The following is a 17,172-nucleotide window of genomic DNA, read 5'->3' as shown; positions in this document are numbered from 1 at the left end:
TATATGCGACCAAGGGCATGAAATTGCAATCACTTTAGGCACTAGGACATCGCACATGACAAAATGTATTATTATCGTAGGTGGGGGCTATGTTGGCGTGCAACTGGCCAAGGCGTTGGACGACAAGGCCGAGGTGACCCTGATTGAGCCTCACAGCCATTTTGTCCATGCGCCTGCGATGATCCGCGCGGTTGTCGATCCGCAAGTTCTGGATCAGGCATTGATCCCCTATGATGATTTGCTCAAGAACGGTAAGGTCCTGCGCGCACGTGCCGAAAGCATTGATGCTGCGGGCGTCACTCTTGAAGACGGAACCGAAGTGCTTGGCGACTACATCGTTGTCGCGACTGGCTCAAACAATGCTATACCGTTTAAACCTGCAACCGATAGCATCAAAGCCTTTCGCGCGGACAGCGCGCGTATCCACGCGATGCTGGAAGCCGCGCAAAGTGTTGCCATTGTTGGGGCGGGTGCGGTCGGGACAGAACTGGCCGGCGAAATCGCGCATTTCATGCCGGACAAGAAGGTTACGTTGATTTCGTCAGAGCCGTCACTGTTCCCAACGATGCCCTCAAAACTTGGGACAGCCCTGCAGGCTAAACTCAATGACGCTGGCGTGACGACGATCTTTGGTGCGCGTGCCGAAAACCTTGAGAGCACGACAGAGCCCTATGCTGGTGAGCTTCAACTGAGTAAAGGTGACAGCATTACCGCCGATCTGATCTTCCCCGCCATCGGGTCTCGTGCCACGTCGACCATTCTTGAGACGCTGCCCGGCATCACCAAAGGCGCCGCCAATAGGGTCAAGACTGACCCGTGGTTGCGTCCATCTGACCTGCCGAATGTCTTTGCCGCCGGAGACGTCGCAGAGTCCGGAGATGCGATGACAATCGTCGCTGTCAGCCGCCAAACACCTTGGTTGGAAAAGATGCTGACCTCGCTGATCAACGGCAAAAAGGTCGAGGATATGGCCAAATACAAACCGTGGGGCAAAGCACCTTTCTTAGTCCCCCTAGGGCCGCAGAAAGGAAGTTCCTATCTTGTCTTGTTCACCGCCGGAGATGCAATAACCCGCCTCATGAAGGGCAAGGATCTGTTTGTGTCCAAATACCGGAAGATGCTGAACCGAACCTAAAGCGACCCATGGCTCGGAAAAGGAAGTCACCCACGGGTTCAATTGGGGTTTTCAGCATTGGCCTCTACCATCATAGAAGACATTCGCGGTATTGCAGAAAATTGGCAAAGAGGACGCGCTGCGTTCATTGCTTCAGTTTGCAGCATCATGCACATTGGGCTCAATCCAGCCATTCGCTGCACCGAAGGAAATGCAATGGAGCATTTGCTTCAAAGCTCCAACAAAGCCCGATCACCCGTCACAAACCGCTTGAGCACCGCAGGGTAAAGCGCGTGTTCTTGCTGGAGCACGCGCGCCGCCAGCGTATCTGCTGTGTCGCCCTCCAGAACAGGCACCCGCGCTTGCCCGAGCACAGGCCCGTCGTCAAGTTTTGCTGTGACTTCATGCACCGTGCAGCCAGCTTCGGTATCGCCAGCCTCAAGCGCGCGTTGGTGGGTGTGCAGGCCTTTGTATTTGGGCAGCAAGGAGGGGTGAATGTTCAGCATCCGCCCTTCAAATTGCTCGATAAAGCTCGCCGTCAGCACCCGCATGAAGCCAGCAAGGCAGATGATATCGGGCTGATGCGCGTGCAGCACCTCAAGCAACTCCGCCTGAAAGCTCTCGCGGTCGCCCTTATGCGGACGATGATCAACAACAGCCGTCGGCACGCCAAGCGCCGCAGCCTTGGCCAGCCCGCCAGCATCCGCCGAGTTCGCCAGCACCAAGCAAGGCCGAGCGGCGTGATCGCCCGTCATGCTCTCAACCAGCTTGATCATATTCGAGCCACCGCCCGAAATCAGGATCGCAACGCGTTTCATCGCTCAGAGGCTGCCGCTGTAGGCAACGCCCTCGCCCGCAACAACGCGGCCCATGGTGTAAACTTGCTCGCCCTCAGAGCGCAGCAGCTCGGCCAGCGCCTCGGCCCGATCAGCCTCAACCACCAGCACCATGCCAACCCCTGTGTTAAACGTCTTGAGCATCTCGGCCTCGGCCATATTGCCTGTCGCGCCGAGCCACTTGAACACCGCAGGCAGCTCCCAGCTGTCAAGATCAACCGCGCAGCCAAGCCCCTCAGGCAGCACCCGCGGCAGGTTTTCTGACAAGCCACCACCAGTGATATGCGCAAGGCCATGCACACCGCCAGCGCGGATCGCCGCAAGCGCTTGCTTCACATACAGCCGCGTCGGCGCCAACAAGGCCGCACCAAGGCTGCCCTCGCCCCACGGGCAGTCAGCGTCCCAGCCAAGGCCGGAAACCTCAACCAGCTTGCGCACCAGCGAATAACCGTTGGAGTGAACACCATTTGAGCCAAGCCCAAGCAGCACATCGCCCTCTTTCACGCCTGCAGGCAAGTCAGCGCCGCGTTCCATCGCGCCGACACTAAAGCCCGCCAAGTCAAAGTCGCCGTCAGGATACATCCCCGGCATCTCGGCCGTTTCACCGCCGATCAGAGCACAGCCTGACAGCTCGCAGCCCTTGGCAATGCCCTCGATAATCCGCGCGGCGGTGTCCATCTCAAGCTTGCCTGTAGCGAAATAGTCGAGGAAAAACAAAGGCTCCGCCCCCTGACACACAAGGTCATTGACGCACATCGCCACCAAGTCGATGCCGACACCGTCAACCTCACCTGTGTCAATCGCGATGCGCAGCTTGGTGCCAACACCGTCAGTCGCCGCCACCAGGATAGGGTCAACATAGCCCGCGCCCTTAAGGTCAAACAGCGCCCCGAAGCCGCCAAGCCCCGCCATCACACCCGGGCGCTGCGTGCGCTTCGCCGCCGGCTTAATGCGCTCGACAAGCGCGTTGCCCGCGTCAATATCAACCCCCGCATCCGCATAGGTGATCCCGTTTTTACCAGTGGTAGTGTCGCTCATAGCAGCCCCCGAAATAGCAGTGTTGCTTCGCCTTACTGCACCTAGGCCTCAATGTGAACCGCTCAAAGCGTTGCGGCTTGCGCGAGCGCGGCAAAACCTTGATATTGCCCTCAAATAATTTGAGACATTCATGCCGACAGAGCCGTTTTACCTGATCACGCTGATGAAGAAACACCCCGAGTTAACGGCCTTGGCGCTCGTTATCTTAGGTGCGTTCTTGCCTGGCTGGCTAAGCCTGATTCAGAATAAACTCGCCGACTACAGCTTCAAAGAACAGCTCGACAGCCCAACCTCGTGGCCAAGCCTCGCCAAACGCTACAGCGGCTCCGGCTGGTCGGGCTATAACCGCGCTATCGAGCATCTGCTCGCCGCCACATCCCGCATCTACGGCGACAAGCCCCTCGGCAAAAAGGCCTATTCCCGCAGCCTGCAAATCGCCTTCATCTACCCGCCGCTCTGCCTCCTGATCGGCTGGGTCGTCTTTGGCGTTGGCTCAATTGGCGGGCTTGAGATCTTGCCTGTCGCAAACCCCGAAACAGGCGAGGCGTGGCTCTGGCATGACCGCACATGGCGCGCATTAACTTTGGTCGCGCTCATGGTGTTCATGTTTTTCTCATACGAATTTGCCGAATTGTTAGCGAGCTGGATTGAGGCAAAATTAACCAAACCAAGAGAAGCTCTTGCCAATCGGGCCGGTTTTCTGCCGAAGGCGGCCCGAATGGCACTGGCGTCATTACCTACACTTGCCTTTTTAGCTGCCTATTTCGCTGCCTTTGCCGGTGCCTTTGCCGGTGCCGTTGCCGCTGCCTTTGCCGGTGCCGTTGCTGTTGCCGTTACTTTTACCTTTGCCTTTGCCGGTGCCTTTGCCGGTGCCGTTGCCTTTGCCGTTGCCGCTGCCTTTGCCGGTGCCGTTGCCGTTGCCGTTGCCGTTGGCGCTGCCTTTGCTGGTGAAGCAAATGAAGCCAGCATCTACCTCCTCTTCTTCGCCATTCTCCCGCTCCTCAACAGCTTTGCTGATTTCCTCTCTCTCGCTGCCACCCGCAGTTTTCTTGGTGACATCCAGCGGCACGAGCACGCCCTTCTGCGCATCCTGCTCGACGTTCTCCTTGACATAATCATCGCCGCGCTCTGCCTTGTCTTCCTGCTCGGCAGCACATGGGCCGCGCTCACCGCTTGGGAGGCCATCGCCCCAAGCACCCTCGCGTTTGACTATCGCGCCTATGTGCAAGCGCTCTTAAAAGGCGACTACAGACAAGCCTCACTGCTGATCATGCTGGTCTCAACCACGCTTTTGCCCACCGTCATCCATATCCTCACAGGCATCACAGGCATCTTCGCCGTCAGATCAAACAGCTGGGCCAAAGCCGCCAAGATGCTGTCAAACCCGCCTGCCGCACCCGACGTTGCTTACAACCAAGACATCCTGACCCACCTGCGCCGCGGCCAGTATTGGGCATGGGTCAAAACCACGCTGTGCTTTGTGGTGCTTCCCTACGCCACAGTCCTTGTTCTGACTTGACGCCCACACCCTTTCTGGTAACCAAGCAAAAGGCGGGCCTGTAGCTCAGTTGGTTAGAGCAGAGCGCTCATAACGCTTTTGTCGTAGGTTCGAGTCCTACCGGGCCTACCATACCGCCACCAAGGACAGCATATGCACTTGCCCCCAAACCTGCCGCTCACTTTCGCGCTTATCGCGTTTGGCGGTTTCGGTGGTCTCATCGCCCAGTTCTTTGGCCTGCCCCTGCCCTTCCTCCTCGGCAGCTTGCTCGCAACCGCACCTGTCGCGATTTTCGCCAGCCATCACCTGCCACAGGCCTACGACTTCCCTGTTGCAATCCGCGTGCCTTTTGTGGCCCTGATCGGCGCCGTGATCGGTGCACAAGTCACCCTCTCGCTGGTCATGTCCTTGCATCACATGCTGCCCTCACTGCTGGCAATGGTGGTCTTCGTGCTCACCGCCCAAGGCGCGAACTACGTAATTTTCCGCCGCCTCGGCGGATATGACGCACCAACCGCCTTCTACTCCGGCGCACCCGGTGGCCTTATCGAATCCATCACATTCGGTGAAGCATCAGGCTGCGATGCGCGCGTGCTGATCACCCAGCAATTCCTGCGCATCATCCTCGTGCTCACGCTGGTGCCGCTTGGCATGTCGTTTCACCTCGGCTTTCCCGTCGGAAGCGCAGGCGGCCAAGCCTTTAGCGCAACACCCGTCACGGCTTCCATGTTCCCGCTTGCCGCCTTCATCGTGCTCATCGGCACTGTCGCAGGCAAAGCCCTGCACCTGCCCGCTTGGCAACTTACCGGCGCACTACTGGTCTCGGCTGGCTTTTCACTCGCAGGCATACCGCTGAGCTTGCCAAACTGGCTGATCTTCACCGCCCAGGTCGTGCTGGGTGCGTCACTGGGCATGCGATTCGCAGGCCTCAACATGGCGCTGCTGATCAAAGGCCTCTGGCTCTCGTTGCTATCTGTCGGCACCATGCTGGCAATCGCGGCTATACTCGCTGTCGCCCTCGTCAGCCTCACCGAGCAACCGCTGAGTGTACTGTTCATCACCTTCGCCCCCGGCGGTGTAAACGAAATGGCCCTCGTCGCCCTGTCGATCGGCGCAAATCCGGCATTCGTCACCCTGCATCACATCTTCCGCATCATGATCACGGTGATGTTGCTCGGCTACGCATCCAAGCGCCTCGCTGCTACAAAAAGCGGGCCTGTTTGACAGAACCGCAACCAGCACGTTATTGAACACCTGTTCATTTACAAAAAGCGGGAGCAACACCATGCGCATCGAAACAACCAAAGCGATCATCACCGGCGGCGCATCGGGCCTCGGCGAAGCCACAGCACGCCACTTCCGCGAGGGCGGCGCAGAAGTCACCCTGCTTGACCGCGACGTGGCCCGCGGAGAAGCCGTCGCCGCCGAAATCGGCGCGCACTTCGCCGAAACCGACGTCACCGACGAAGCCTCTGTTGCCGCCGCAATCGCATCAGCCAAAGCAAACATGGGCGGCCTCACCTGCGCGATCAACTGCGCAGGCATCGCCACAGGCGAGAAAACCCTTGGCCGCGACGGCCCACACAGCCTCGCCGCGTTCCAGCGCACCATCGACATCAACCTGGTGGGCACTTTCAACGTCGCCCGCCTCGCTGCCGCTGAAATGGCCCAGAACACGCCCGAGCCAGACGGCGCTCGTGGGGTGATCATCAACACCGCCAGCATCGCCGCCTTTGACGGCCAAAAAGGCCAAGCCGCCTACGCAGCCTCAAAGGGCGGCATTGTCGGCCTCAGCCTGCCCATGGCCCGTGATCTCGCCCGCGAAGGCATCCGCGTTATGGCCATCGCACCGGGTATCTTCATGACACCGATGCTCGCAGGCCTGCCGCAAGAAGTGCAAGACCAGCTCGCCGCCTCTGTCACAAACCCTGCACGCTTGGGTGACCCTTCTGAGTATGGCCGCCTCGCCGGCTTTATCGTCGAATGTGGCTACCTCAACGGCGAGGTCATCCGCATCGACGGCGCCCTGCGGATGCAGTGAACAGCAAGTTCTGCATCCCCTAAATGCGCCAATTACCTGAAGTTTTGCACAGAGTTTTTTTGGAAGCTCATATTGGGCAATATGCGGGCAATATGCGTCCACGCCCAAATAGAGGTTTCAGGAACATGCTTATGGTCGGCAACGCGGACGAAGCCAATCTTCACATTATGTCCGCCGATGTCCGGTCTAGCAAACCGTTCAACAACCGGTGGTTCATGGGGCGGAGATGCGTGTGTTTCTCATAAAATCAGGCTTCTAGCGGTTGCGCGAAAACAACCTTATCACGCCCGGTTACCTTCGCTCGATAGAGAGCATTATCTGCGGATTGCAAACAACTACTCAGCGGGGCTTTCGACGCGGCAGAGCGCACGACTGCGCCTATACTGACGGATAGCTCTACGGCGACGCCGTCAAATGTAAGGCCTGCATCACGAATTCTCGACAACAACACGCCCGCAATCTGGTTCGCGGCGCTCTGAGTCGTTGCGGGTAGAAAAACCGCAAACTCCTCTCCTCCAAGTCTGCACACCGATCCCTTTTTACCGGCAGCCAATTTAAGTTTATCAGCGATCACGATCAGTGCCGCATCACCGGCAGAATGCCCGTGATTGTCATTGACGCGTTTGAAATGATCCGCATCCAACACCAAAAAAACATCCGTTTCGTGCCGTTCAGCCTCTGACAGTTCCCGCTCGACTTTATCGAAAAACCCTCTGCGATTGGGCAAGGCGGTCAGCGGGTCAGTGCGCGCATCCTCCCTCCAGGTTTTCTCGGAATGGATATAAGAACATTCCCGCTCCAAAAAACTTCCCATTACTATCGCGCATATGATGCAACCGATGACCATAATTGGAACGATTTTCGTCACCACATCATAGATTATCTCTTGGGGAAGGAGCACAGCGCTGCATGTATATAACGAAATCGCAGCTCCAAGTGTTGCCGTTGCGCGGACATTCAAACGCCCTTTTGGCTTTAGCCGCCATGCCCATAGCAGGCCCAACGCCGCTGATAAGAAAATTCCAAGGATTCCAGACGGGGCCCCTGCGCCTCCAAGGTAGAAGCGATAAAGCGCCGTTAAGAAAGCCGATAAAAGCCCGGCAGGCCAGCCTCCAAACGCAGCGGCCAGCCCAACGATAATTGCACGTGCATCAAAAATTACACCTTCGCCGAGATGGACCGGCTCCATCATCACCATGACTGCACCAAACGCGAAAACGAAACCGAGAATGACGGACTGCCACATTTTGTGAATTTCTGAGCGTACGACAACCCCATACGACATGGCTAGCAGCGCCATCACACCCGCTCCAAACGTGATTGCGATCAGGACCTCGAAAGGATTTTCTAGCATTCAGCCCTCACCCACGAGATACTGCCCTCGCTCAAAACTGACACAAGGTTAGGGTAAAAGTCTTAATTTTCGGTAAACTCATCCAGCGGAGCGCTGCTGGAAAAGCGATCGTTATTATTCGTCAAAACCCATTCGGTTACTGAAGGGTTTTGACGGTACTTCGTTTGCGTACATCCGTCCATAACGCCGTATCGGTCTGTTTGGGCTCAAACCCGCCGTTCGACGCACCCGCACACTAACTCCCAAAACCACTCTTTGTAAAAAGTGGATAGCTGATAGAAATATCTGAGTGCTTGCCGCAAATGTGTCAGTGTCGCTCAGCCCTCTTCGAATTTGAGGATCATCAGTGTCCGGTTCGGACAAGATCGTCCGTGGACTGATATTTTTCACCGACGCCTGAGGCAAAGGTTAACGAAAAACCGTCAGCACGCATTATGCACTGCTATATGCACTGTAGTATGCACCCGAGTCACAGCGCCGTTTTGGGCTCAAATGGTTAACGCGCGGCTTTTTCTTCGAGTGTTAACCATTCTTCCTCAGCCGCCTGCAAAGCGCTGTGCCGCTCGACCAGAGCGTCGGTGGCCTTCTGGAACTTGAGCGGTTCTTCAGTGAACAGATCGGGCTGCATGAGGAACTCTTCGAGCTTGGCGATCTCGGCTTCAAAGCGCTCGATCACACTCGGCAATTCCTCCAAACGGTGCTTCTCTGTGAAGCTCAAACCGCTCGGATCGTCAGCCTTGGCTTGCTTCACCTTCGGGCTGTTACCTTTTGATTTTACGTTACTATCTGTTTTCGGCGTTTTCGGTTTCTGGCGCTGATAATCCGTCCAGCCGCCGGCATAAACCGTCGCTTTGCCGTCACCTTCCATCGCCACAGTCATCGTGGCTACGCGATCAAGAAAGTCGCGATCGTGGCTTACCAAGAGCACCGTGCCCTCGTAGCTGTCGAGCAGTTCTTGCAACAAATCGAGCGATTCGACGTCCAGATCATTGGTCGGTTCATCAAGCACCAAGAGGTTACTCTCCCGCGCCATCAATTTTGCCAGCAAAAGACGGGCCTTCTCACCGCCTGAAAGCGCCTTTACCGGCCCTCTGGCTTGGCCTTCGTCAAACAGAAATTCTTTAAGATAACCAATGACATGGCGAGGCATTCCGCGCACCATGATCTGGTCTGCCTTACCCGACACCCGCATGTCAGGATCGCCCGTGAGGCTGTCCCAAAGGCTCATCTCGCCGTCAAGCTGCGCACGGGCCTGATCAAACACCACAGAGCTGAGGTTGGTGCCGTGTTTTACCGTGCCGCTGTCAGGATTTTCCTCTTGCATCAACACCTTAATCGCCGTCGTCTTACCAACACCATTGGGCCCGACAAAAGCAACCCTGTCGCCACGCTGAACGGTGAGGGAGAAATCTGTTAAGATTTTTTTGCTATCATAAGATTTGTTAACACTTATGGCCTCAATAACCTTCTTCCCCGACTTTGGAGCAGTTGCAAAATCCATAGCAGCAGCCCCCTGACGGGAAATTTGTGAGGCCCGCTCGGCTCTTAGCTCCTGTAAGGCGCGCACACGGCCTTGGTTTCGCTTGCGACGCGCCGAGATGCCTTCGACAGCCCAACGTGCCTCGGACTTGATCTTTCGATTGAGCTTGTGGCGCGCAGTATCCTCTTCGTCCCACAGCTTGTCGCGCCAGGCTTCAAAATGCTCAAAGCCTTGCTCATTGCGACGCGCAACTCCCCTATCAATCCAAAGGGTTGCACGGGTAAGCTCACGCAAAAAAGCCCTGTCATGACTGATCAAAACAAAGCCTGCGCGGGTTGTTTTGAGCTCACTTTCCAGCCATGAAATAGCTTCGATATCAAGGTGGTTCGTCGGCTCGTCAAGCAGCATAAGCTCCGGCGCTTCGGCCATCAACTTCGCCAAAGAAGCCCGCCGCCGCTCGCCGCCCGATGCGGTTTCAACGGCTCTTGCCGGATCAAACTTCAGCCCCTCACCGGCACGTTCAACACGGTATAGTTCACCGGCATCCAGACCGCTGGAAGCGTAGTCCCCCAACGTGGAAAAACCTGTCATATCTGGCTCTTGCTCCATGTATCCGACTTGAACCCCGGGGCCTGAGACCACCTCGCCCCTGTCGGCTTCCACGAGCCCCGCCATGACTTTCATCAACGTCGATTTACCAGAGCCATTACGCCCTACGAGCGCCAACCTGTCACCGGGCTGCACGACAAGCGATAGTCCGTCAAACACAGGATCACCGCCGAATGTGAGGGAGACGTCATTGATTTGTAAGAGTGGGATACGGGCCATGCAGGGCAGCTACAAGGCTGCACTCATGCGGTCAAGCTATCTTGACTGCGTTCCCGCGCAAAAGCCGTTTTCGCGCAGCAGGAATCGCGCTGATCTCAAGCCCGGTGAAGACATGTAACGTATTCATTTCATGATCAATTACGGCATGGTCACTTACCCAGCCTCCCATAAGCAAGTAGGTGCGTAGCAATGGAGGCAATTGCATCTGTGCGCGCTTAAAATGTAGAGTTTCGGGCAAATTTTTATCAAAATGAACCACCGAAGGAGCTTGGGCTTTAACTCGCCAAATGTCCGGCCCGAGATGCCGCTCTTTCAGCAGACAGAATGCGTCAAGGTATGCGGTTTGGTCTACGCCTTGAAACGAAGAGCATCCAAATAGCATTTCGATATTGTTTTCATCAACATAAGCCGTCAAAGCCCCCCAAGCGACGCGCAGAATGTCAGCATCATTTAGGCTAGGATCAATGCAAAAACGGCCGATTTCTACCATGGCGCCTGCAAATTGTTCAAGCTTGGTCAAATCATAATACTGGGCCGAATAACTGCGCTGGATACCGCTGCCATTCTCAAAATGTAGAAGCCGGTAACACGCTACCAACTGACCGCAACACTCGATTAGAACATGGTGGCACGCAGGATCAAACTTATCTGCTTCCAGCCCTTGATCATTCCCCAAAAATGTCTTGTGTCGCAACCTTTGTGCCGCTCGAATGTCCTCATCAGACGTCGCAAGCCGTACCGTGTATCGGGGTTGATCACCTTCTGACATAATGCCTCGGTCAAGCATTCATAGTTGAGTTTATCACGCCATACCGGTCAGCCGGGCAGAGTTGCCCGGAACATATGATGCCTTAGAGGCCTCCCGGCGCGAACCGGCCAATGCTGCTGACAAGTTGACGCAAGAACGAATTGTCGCTCACAGATGACTCGGTCACTCTGCGCGAAAGTTGAATTGCCTTACCATCCTGTAAAGAAAACCGCTCGATGTTCTGGACGATCCCAGCTTCCGAAAAGCTGATCGCCAAAACTTCGCGTTCGATTTCTTTTGGGCGAAGCCCTCCGAGGTGCCGAACTCGGCTCTTTACGTAATAGTAGCCACTGCTGTCTAGAATACCTGCGGTCGACGGCAAGCCCACAACATCAGAGACGGTGTCACGAGAATCAACGCCAACCACAAGCTCGTTGAGCTCTTCGTCAGTTGGCACATAACCATGATCACGATAAATCGTAGCGCAGGCGGAAAGGCCTAAAAAGCATAGCCCGAAAAGCAACGCGAGCGCTTGCTTTGAGCGTCGGGAAAAGAGTTGATTCATATCTGCCCTCTTGTGTCGGCCACGTCAGCCTCTTATCCCGCTTACATAAGGAACGCCCCTGATTCAAGAAGCAGCACGATGTCCCAGAAATTTGAAAACTCCAAAAAAATCAAAGTCAGCTCGCTTTCAGCGAACCAGAGCTACGAATTTTCGCTGTCGCTAGATGCCGATGATACCAAGGAAATATCTGAGGACCTAGGTTTGTCAGCATTGCGAAAAGCAAGTTTCAACGGAACGCTCACTCCAAGCGGGGCCGCTGATTGGGCCTTGCAAGCAAAACTCGGAGCGACCGTTGTGCAGCCCTGTGTTGTATCGCTTGCGCCAGTCACAACACGGATCGACGAAGCCGTCGAACGGCTGCTTTTACGAAACATGCCCGAGCTTTCTTTAGACAGTGAAGACGAAGTCGAAATGCCAGATGACGAGAGCATCGAACCTCTCGGAGTTGAAATATCGCTGCTCGAAGTTTTTCGAGAAGCATTGTCGCTGGCACTGCCTGCATATCCCCGCGCCGATGGTGCCGAAGTCAGCACAACTGTTTTCGCTGAAACAGGCGTGAAGCCAATGAGCGACGATGATGCGCGACCGTTTGCTGGGCTTGCGGCGTTGAAAAACCAGCTAGAAGATCGGGAAGACTGAGCAAGACTGCCGAATGCCCCTTGCAGTTCTCCAATTTCGCGCTATTTTCCCGCGCTCCGGTGAATTTTGGGTTGGACAGGACTGCTTATTGAGCATATGAGCATCCAGAACCCGATCACCGGGGCGTCGCCCTAAACAATGTAGGGCATTGCCCCAACGAAACACGGCCCATTTGGCCCCTAGAGAATTAAGGTTGTGACATGGCTGTCCAGCAGAACAAAGTATCGAAATCGCGCCGCAACAACCGTCGCGCACATGATAGCCTCGTAGCGGCAAACCCGAACGAGTGCCCGAACTGTGGCGAACTCAAGCGCCCGCATCACGTTTGCCCAGACTGTGGTCACTACGCAGAGCGTGAAGTGGTTGCCGTTGCAGACGAAGTCGAGATCGACGAAGACGCGGCATAAGCCGAGGTTAGGCAATGACCGACACCCCCTCGCCCACGATCGCAGGCCTCGAGCCTTCGGCAAAGCAGGTGGTTATTTCGGTTGACGCTATGGGAAGTGACAAAGGGCCGGCAGCTGTGGTTGCCGGCTGTTCGCATTTTGCCCGCTTGCACGGCGACACGTTCTTTATCCTGCACGGCCCCAAGGCCGAGTTGGAAAAGCTGGTTGCGCGTAAAAAACATCTCAATGGCCGATACGAAATTCATGACGCCCCTGGTGTCGTTTCCATGGATGATAAGCCAGGTCAGATCATGCGCACGGCAAAGAACACATCCATGTGGTCGGCGCTTGAAAGCGTGCGCACCAAGAAAGCGACTGTTTGTGTGTCCTGTGGCAACACTGGTGCCTTAATGATGCTCTCTGTCGTGCGCTTACGTAAGATACCAGGCGTTTACCGCCCGGCTATCTCGGTGCTTTGGCCCTCACGCAACAAACAAGGCTTTAACGTCATGCTCGATGCGGGCGCTGATATCCGCGCCGACGAGCGTGACTTGCTACAATATGCGCTTATGGGCGCATCTTATGCCCGCAACGGCCTCAACCTTGAGCGCCCGCGAGTCGGGTTGCTCAACGTCGGAACCGAAGAGTTTAAAGGCCGTGCAGAAATGCAAGCCGCCAACGAGCTGATCGCCGAGAATGCCAAACCTGCCAACTTTGAATATGTTGGTTTTGTCGAGGGGAGTGATATTCCCGGAAACCGCTGCGACGTGATTGTAACGGACGGCTTCACTGGGAATATTGCCCTGAAAACAGGTGAAGGCACGGCAAGTTTGATCAGCGATTTCTTGAGGGAGGCTTTCAATCACACGCCACTCTCAAAGTTGGCTGCTGTTTTGGCCTACCCCTCTTTACAACGGCTTCGCAAACGAATCGATCCGCGGCGCGTCAACGGAGGTGTTTTCCTTGGCCTCAACGGAACAGTGGTAAAATCACATGGGTCAGCTGATGCCACCGGAGTTTCTGCGGCCCTTGATTTGGCTTACCAACTTGCACAAAGCGGGTTTAACGAGAAGCTAGCAGCCCGTATTTCAGCCGCGACGATGCTTGCTTCTGACGCAGCGGATACGGACGATGAAGCTGACCCGATTGGAGACCCAGCATGACCTTACGCTCGGTTGTTATCGGTTGCGGGCGCTATCTGCCAGACCGCATTGTTCCCAATAGTGAATTTGAAAAAACTCTGGACACCAACGACGAGTGGATCCGCACCCGCTCGGGTATTGAGCGGCGCCATTTTGCTGGTGACGGCGAGTTCACATCAGACCTCGCTGCTAAAGCTGCAAATGCAGCTCTCGCAAATGCCGGGCTGGATGCCGACGATGTTGACGCGATAATTGTTGCCACGTCGACACCCGATCTCACCTTTCCATCGGTCGCGACAATGGTGCAGCAAAAAATCGGCATGACACGGGGTTTCGGTTTTGATGTGCAGGCGGTTTGCGCTGGCTTTGTCTTTGCTCTTACAACGGCGAACGGGCTATTGCTCTCGGGTCAGGCCAAGCGTGTGATGGTCATTGGGGCAGAAACCTTCAGCCGAATCATGGACTGGACCGACCGGGCAACCTGTGTGCTTTTCGGTGATGGCGCCGGTGCATTGATTTTTGAAGCTCAAACCGGCACTGGAAAAAATAGCGATCGCGGCATTCTCGCGGCTGATCTGAACTCGGATGGACGCTACAAGGACATGCTTTATGTCGATGGCGGAGTTTCGAGCACAGGCACGTCGGGCAAGCTGCGAATGCAAGGGAATGCCCTCTTCCGCCAAGCGGTTGAAAAGCTGGCGGCGACCGCTGAAACCGCGCTTGAAAACGCGGGCCTCACCCGTGACGATGTCGACTGGGTAGTTCCCCATCAGGCCAACATACGCATCATTCAAGGCACAGCACGTAAACTTGGTGTTCCGATGGAACAGGTTATCCAGACGGTTCAGGATCATGGCAATACCTCTGCCGCGTCTATCCCGCTCGCCTTTTGTGTCGGAGTTGAAGAGGGCAAGATCAAGCCGGGTGATCTGTGTATTGCTGAAGCGATCGGCGGGGGTCTGGCCTGGGGTGCTGTCGCGTTGCGATGGTAAGCGGCCGCAAGCTCATCTAGCACCGAAAGCTCAATCTCCAAGTCATTGATATTGACTCGGAAATTGTCTCGCGCCTATGGTTGTACAAAGGGGGACTGCTATGACCGAAAAAACACTGACACGGATGGACCTGAGCGAAGCTGTATTTCGCGAGGTAGGTTTGTCACGAAACGACAGCGCACAACTTGTTGAGAGCGTTCTGCAACATGTATCCGATGCACTGGTCAAAGGCGAACAGGTGAAGATCTCTTCGTTTGGTACGTTTTCCGTGCGCGAAAAGTCTGCACGTGTAGGGCGTAACCCTAAAACGGGCGAAGAAGTTCCCATCAACCCGCGTCGCGTTTTGACGTTCCGCCCTTCGCATCTGATGAAAGACCGCGTAGCCGCTGGAAACAACAGTTAAAGGAACGCTGTTAAATGGCGAAGTCAGCCGACGCTTTCCGCACCATCAGTGAAGTTGCTGAGTGGCTTGATCTTCCAACGCATGTTCTGCGCTTTTGGGAAAGCAAGTTCACGCAAGTAAAGCCCGTCAAACGCGCGGGCGGCCGTAGGTATTATCGCCCGAATGACATGCTGTTGCTTGGCGGCATCAAGAAGTTGCTACACGATGACGGAATGACCATCAAAGGCGCCCAAAAAGTGCTCCGCGAACAAGGCGTCAAATTTGTTTCCGGTCTTTCGCGTTCACTTGAAGGCGCTGATGAGTTGGCGCATGAAGTTAAAAAGGAAGAACACGCGTCTGCTGCTTCGGCTGTTTCAGATTTGAATGAAACAGACGCGGCAGGTGAACTCGTTTCGGAGTCTGCCTCGGAGACAAACCTAGAAACCGACATGGAAAACCGCGCGACGTCACCTTCTCCTAGCACCGATGAAACCGCACCTGATATGATCCCAGACCAGGAGCCAGCGGAAGTTCTTAATTTTCGAAGCCGCTCTACTGAAATTAAAGAAGAACAGTTTGCTGATGAAGAGCAACCTGAGAATACTCCTGAAAGTGTTGAGCAGGTTCCCGCCCCTAATGAAGAAGATCGCACTATAAGCGCTGCGGTGGAACCGGCACTCACGCCCCCTACTGCTGCCGAACCACGCGAGCCTTTTGAATCTTCTGCGCTACCGTCATTCTTGCGGGGAGAGAGTGAAAATGACACCTCAACACCGCCTAAAAAGGCCGAGCCGCTCAGCATTGTAACACCAGAAGACGCAAGCGACACCGAACTCGAAGCAAATGCCGGTATCCTCAGCCGCTTGGCGGCAAGCAAAGCACCATTGTCAGCCGAAACACGTAGCGAGTTGACTGAAGCGAAGAATGCCTTGATGAGACTTTTTGCAACTGCTTAACCGTCCGAACATTCACCCTTGCCCTCCCCGCCAAAAACGCTATGAAGCTTTCATCGTCGGGCTATAGCGCAGTCTGGTAGCGCGTCCGTCTGGGGGACGGAAGGTCGCAGGTTCGAGTCCTGCTAGCCCGACCATTTTTCGAATGGGAGCATTCGACAACCGTTGTAAGAAACACTGTTTTTCTTCCGACATCATCGTAACATCTTGGTACGTACGATATACACACTTGAGGCCTTCTGTTGCCAATTTATGTTACCCAAATCAACTGCTTGCTAATTGTGGGGCGCAAATGCCAGTTTCTGTAGATCAGTTCTTTTTCGGCAATTCTCTTGTTAACTTCAGTGGCGGCAACGCGCAGACCAATGTGCCGTATTGGCTCAACCAGTTTTCTGAAGCCGCGGGAAGTGACTACAATGCCAATGGTGGCTTTGGCTTTTTAAGAGATTTCGCAAGCCGTGACATGCCTGCAAATGAATGGGGCATCGAAGGCGTTTCAGGTATTTGGGACCAAGACACAGCTTCTTTCTCGGAAGTTTCGTTTGATCAAGTGATCATCACTCCTGGAAACTTCATCCAAAACAACACCGTGGGCACGCCCTACGCCGGGAGTGACGCCTCGCCTCTAAGTGCGACAATAGAGGTGATTGAAAATACACTTAGCGCTCAAACAGGGGCAGAGATCTTCATTTATGAAGGTTGGAGTGATTTGGCCGAGTTCAGCGAGAATTTTCCGCCAAGTGACACCGCCTTAGCAGCGTATTACGCCCACAATCAGGACAGCTACCACGATTGGTATGAACAATATGTTGATGCGCTTGACACCAATCTTCCAGATGCGGGTATCACGTTAATTCCCGTCGCTCCCATTCTTGCAGAGTTGCTTGCTGAGGGTGGTCTCCTTGCAGAAATCCCTGTCGAGGAGTTGTTTGTGGATAGCGCCCCACACGGCACCGAAACAACATATTTTCTTGCCAGTTTGATCACTTATCAAACAACTATGGGCGAACCTGCACCTGCAAATCTCAACATCCCCGACACGGTCCACAGTGTTGTGAGTGAGAACTATGCAGACATTTTGACTCTCATCGAAACGCAGACAGATTTATTGCTGGACACACCGGAGCCCGAAGTCGAGCCAGAGCCTGAAGTTGAACCGGAACCCGAAGTCGAGCC

The 17,172-nt window shown here is 55.1% G+C and carries 16 protein-coding genes, 2 tRNA genes and 1 pseudogene; 13 read left to right on the top strand and 6 right to left on the bottom strand.

The window, feature by feature from the left end; all coding sequences use genetic code 11:
- The first annotated feature begins 55 nt into the window (after positions 1–55).
- A complete protein-coding gene (locus KO498_RS10365; RefSeq protein WP_215959826.1) occupies positions 56–1,135 on the top strand; it encodes an NAD(P)/FAD-dependent oxidoreductase in 1,080 nt (359 codons plus the stop codon).
- Between the two features lie 209 nt (positions 1,136–1,344).
- Here the strand turns inward: KO498_RS10365 and purN are convergent, their stop codons facing one another.
- Together purN and purM are read right to left on the bottom strand one after the other, a co-directional pair.
- On the bottom strand, positions 1,345–1,932 hold the full coding sequence (purN, locus tag KO498_RS10360) for a phosphoribosylglycinamide formyltransferase (protein WP_215959825.1): 588 nt from the start codon (positions 1,930–1,932) through the stop codon (positions 1,345–1,347).
- A 3-nt stretch (positions 1,933–1,935) separates the two neighbouring features.
- Positions 1,936–2,988, bottom strand: a complete 1,053-nt coding sequence (gene purM / locus KO498_RS10355; protein WP_215959824.1) for a phosphoribosylformylglycinamidine cyclo-ligase — start codon at positions 2,986–2,988, stop codon at positions 1,936–1,938.
- 130 nt (positions 2,989–3,118) lie between these two features.
- On the opposite strand from purM, the gene KO498_RS10350 reads away from it, so the two are divergent.
- The 4 genes from KO498_RS10350 (at position 3,119) to KO498_RS10335 (ending at position 6,527) form a co-directional block, all read left to right on the top strand.
- Complete coding sequence (locus tag KO498_RS10350; protein ID WP_215959823.1) at positions 3,119–4,507, top strand: hypothetical protein; 1,389 nt, start codon at positions 3,119–3,121, stop codon at positions 4,505–4,507.
- A gap of 34 nt (positions 4,508–4,541) precedes the next feature.
- Positions 4,542–4,618: transfer RNA gene (locus KO498_RS10345), tRNA-Ile, on the top strand.
- A 21-nt stretch (positions 4,619–4,639) separates the two neighbouring features.
- Complete coding sequence (locus KO498_RS10340) at positions 4,640–5,710, top strand: AbrB family transcriptional regulator (RefSeq protein WP_215959822.1); 1,071 nt, start codon at positions 4,640–4,642, stop codon at positions 5,708–5,710.
- Positions 5,711–5,771: 61 nt separating this feature from the next.
- Positions 5,772–6,527, top strand: a complete 756-nt coding sequence (locus KO498_RS10335; RefSeq protein WP_215959821.1) for an SDR family NAD(P)-dependent oxidoreductase — start codon at positions 5,772–5,774, stop codon at positions 6,525–6,527.
- A gap of 247 nt (positions 6,528–6,774) precedes the next feature.
- Here the strand turns inward: KO498_RS10335 and KO498_RS10330 are convergent, their stop codons facing one another.
- The 4 genes from KO498_RS10330 to KO498_RS10315 form a co-directional block, all read right to left on the bottom strand.
- Entirely contained in the window at positions 6,775–7,881 is a 1,107-nt protein-coding gene (locus tag KO498_RS10330) for a GGDEF domain-containing protein (RefSeq protein WP_215959820.1), read from the bottom strand.
- Positions 7,882–8,377: 496 nt separating this feature from the next.
- Positions 8,378–10,189, bottom strand: coding sequence for an ABC-F family ATP-binding cassette domain-containing protein (locus tag KO498_RS10325; protein ID WP_215959819.1), 1,812 nt, complete (start codon positions 10,187–10,189; stop codon positions 8,378–8,380).
- Positions 10,190–10,220: 31 nt separating this feature from the next.
- Positions 10,221–10,958 carry a GNAT family N-acetyltransferase gene (locus tag KO498_RS10320; RefSeq protein ID WP_215959818.1) on the bottom strand — a complete coding sequence of 246 codons (738 nt, stop codon included), beginning with the start codon at positions 10,956–10,958 and terminating at the stop codon, positions 10,221–10,223.
- 82 nt (positions 10,959–11,040) lie between these two features.
- On the bottom strand, positions 11,041–11,502 hold the full coding sequence (locus KO498_RS10315) for an outer membrane protein assembly factor BamE (RefSeq protein WP_215959817.1): 462 nt from the start codon (positions 11,500–11,502) through the stop codon (positions 11,041–11,043).
- A gap of 78 nt (positions 11,503–11,580) precedes the next feature.
- Between KO498_RS10315 and KO498_RS10310 the strand changes: the two genes are divergently transcribed.
- The 8 genes and pseudogenes from KO498_RS10310 to KO498_RS10275 all read left to right on the top strand — a co-directional run.
- Positions 11,581–12,141, top strand: coding sequence for a YceD family protein (locus tag KO498_RS10310; RefSeq protein WP_215959816.1), 561 nt, complete (start codon positions 11,581–11,583; stop codon positions 12,139–12,141).
- A 200-nt stretch (positions 12,142–12,341) separates the two neighbouring features.
- On the top strand, positions 12,342–12,548 hold the full coding sequence (rpmF, locus tag KO498_RS10305) for a 50S ribosomal protein L32 (RefSeq protein WP_215959815.1): 207 nt from the start codon (positions 12,342–12,344) through the stop codon (positions 12,546–12,548).
- Between the two features lie 14 nt (positions 12,549–12,562).
- The gene (gene plsX / locus KO498_RS10300; protein WP_215959814.1) at positions 12,563–13,690 is read left to right on the top strand and encodes a phosphate acyltransferase PlsX; all 1,128 of its coding nucleotides are present in this window, start codon (positions 12,563–12,565) and stop codon (positions 13,688–13,690) included.
- Complete coding sequence (locus KO498_RS10295) at positions 13,687–14,661, top strand: beta-ketoacyl-ACP synthase III (RefSeq protein WP_215959813.1); 975 nt, start codon at positions 13,687–13,689, stop codon at positions 14,659–14,661. Before plsX ends, KO498_RS10295 begins: the two co-directional genes overlap by 4 nt.
- A 100-nt stretch (positions 14,662–14,761) precedes the next feature.
- Complete coding sequence (gene ihfA, locus KO498_RS10290; protein ID WP_215959812.1) at positions 14,762–15,064, top strand: integration host factor subunit alpha; 303 nt, start codon at positions 14,762–14,764, stop codon at positions 15,062–15,064.
- A gap of 14 nt (positions 15,065–15,078) precedes the next feature.
- Positions 15,079–15,999 (top strand): MerR family transcriptional regulator, encoded by a 921-nt coding sequence (locus KO498_RS18235; protein WP_252731383.1) that lies wholly within the window; start codon positions 15,079–15,081, stop codon positions 15,997–15,999.
- A gap of 57 nt (positions 16,000–16,056) precedes the next feature.
- Positions 16,057–16,133: transfer RNA gene (locus KO498_RS10280), tRNA-Pro, on the top strand.
- Positions 16,134–16,288: 155 nt separating this feature from the next.
- Positions 16,289–17,172, top strand: a pseudogene (locus tag KO498_RS10275) (calcium-binding protein); the annotation flags it as partial.

The sequence above is a fragment of the Lentibacter algarum genome (assembly GCF_018860975.1).
Lineage (GTDB): Bacteria > Pseudomonadota > Alphaproteobacteria > Rhodobacterales > Rhodobacteraceae > Lentibacter > Lentibacter algarum_A.
The sequence above is the reverse complement of the archived record's forward strand: the minus strand, read 5'-3'. Positions and strand labels throughout refer to the sequence as shown.

What these genes read in the sequence shown, in the direction of transcription:
- KO498_RS10365 (WP_215959826.1), top strand. Translation starts at nt 56, where the DNA reads ATGACAAAATGTATTATTATCGTAGGTGGGGGCTATGTTGGCGTGCAA.
- purN (WP_215959825.1), bottom strand. Translation starts at nt 1,932, where the DNA reads ATGAAACGCGTTGCGATCCTGATTTCGGGCGGTGGCTCGAATATGATC.
- purM (WP_215959824.1), bottom strand. Translation starts at nt 2,988, where the DNA reads ATGAGCGACACTACCACTGGTAAAAACGGGATCACCTATGCGGATGCG.
- KO498_RS10350 (WP_215959823.1), top strand. Translation starts at nt 3,119, where the DNA reads ATGCCGACAGAGCCGTTTTACCTGATCACGCTGATGAAGAAACACCCC.
- KO498_RS10340 (WP_215959822.1), top strand. Translation starts at nt 4,640, where the DNA reads ATGCACTTGCCCCCAAACCTGCCGCTCACTTTCGCGCTTATCGCGTTT.
- KO498_RS10335 (WP_215959821.1), top strand. Translation starts at nt 5,772, where the DNA reads ATGCGCATCGAAACAACCAAAGCGATCATCACCGGCGGCGCATCGGGC.
- KO498_RS10330 (WP_215959820.1), bottom strand. Translation starts at nt 7,881, where the DNA reads ATGCTAGAAAATCCTTTCGAGGTCCTGATCGCAATCACGTTTGGAGCG.
- KO498_RS10325 (WP_215959819.1), bottom strand. Translation starts at nt 10,189, where the DNA reads ATGGCCCGTATCCCACTCTTACAAATCAATGACGTCTCCCTCACATTC.
- KO498_RS10320 (WP_215959818.1), bottom strand. Translation starts at nt 10,958, where the DNA reads ATGTCAGAAGGTGATCAACCCCGATACACGGTACGGCTTGCGACGTCT.
- KO498_RS10315 (WP_215959817.1), bottom strand. Translation starts at nt 11,502, where the DNA reads ATGAATCAACTCTTTTCCCGACGCTCAAAGCAAGCGCTCGCGTTGCTT.
- KO498_RS10310 (WP_215959816.1), top strand. Translation starts at nt 11,581, where the DNA reads ATGTCCCAGAAATTTGAAAACTCCAAAAAAATCAAAGTCAGCTCGCTT.
- rpmF (WP_215959815.1), top strand. Translation starts at nt 12,342, where the DNA reads ATGGCTGTCCAGCAGAACAAAGTATCGAAATCGCGCCGCAACAACCGT.
- plsX (WP_215959814.1), top strand. Translation starts at nt 12,563, where the DNA reads ATGACCGACACCCCCTCGCCCACGATCGCAGGCCTCGAGCCTTCGGCA.
- KO498_RS10295 (WP_215959813.1), top strand. Translation starts at nt 13,687, where the DNA reads ATGACCTTACGCTCGGTTGTTATCGGTTGCGGGCGCTATCTGCCAGAC.
- ihfA (WP_215959812.1), top strand. Translation starts at nt 14,762, where the DNA reads ATGACCGAAAAAACACTGACACGGATGGACCTGAGCGAAGCTGTATTT.
- KO498_RS18235 (WP_252731383.1), top strand. Translation starts at nt 15,079, where the DNA reads ATGGCGAAGTCAGCCGACGCTTTCCGCACCATCAGTGAAGTTGCTGAG.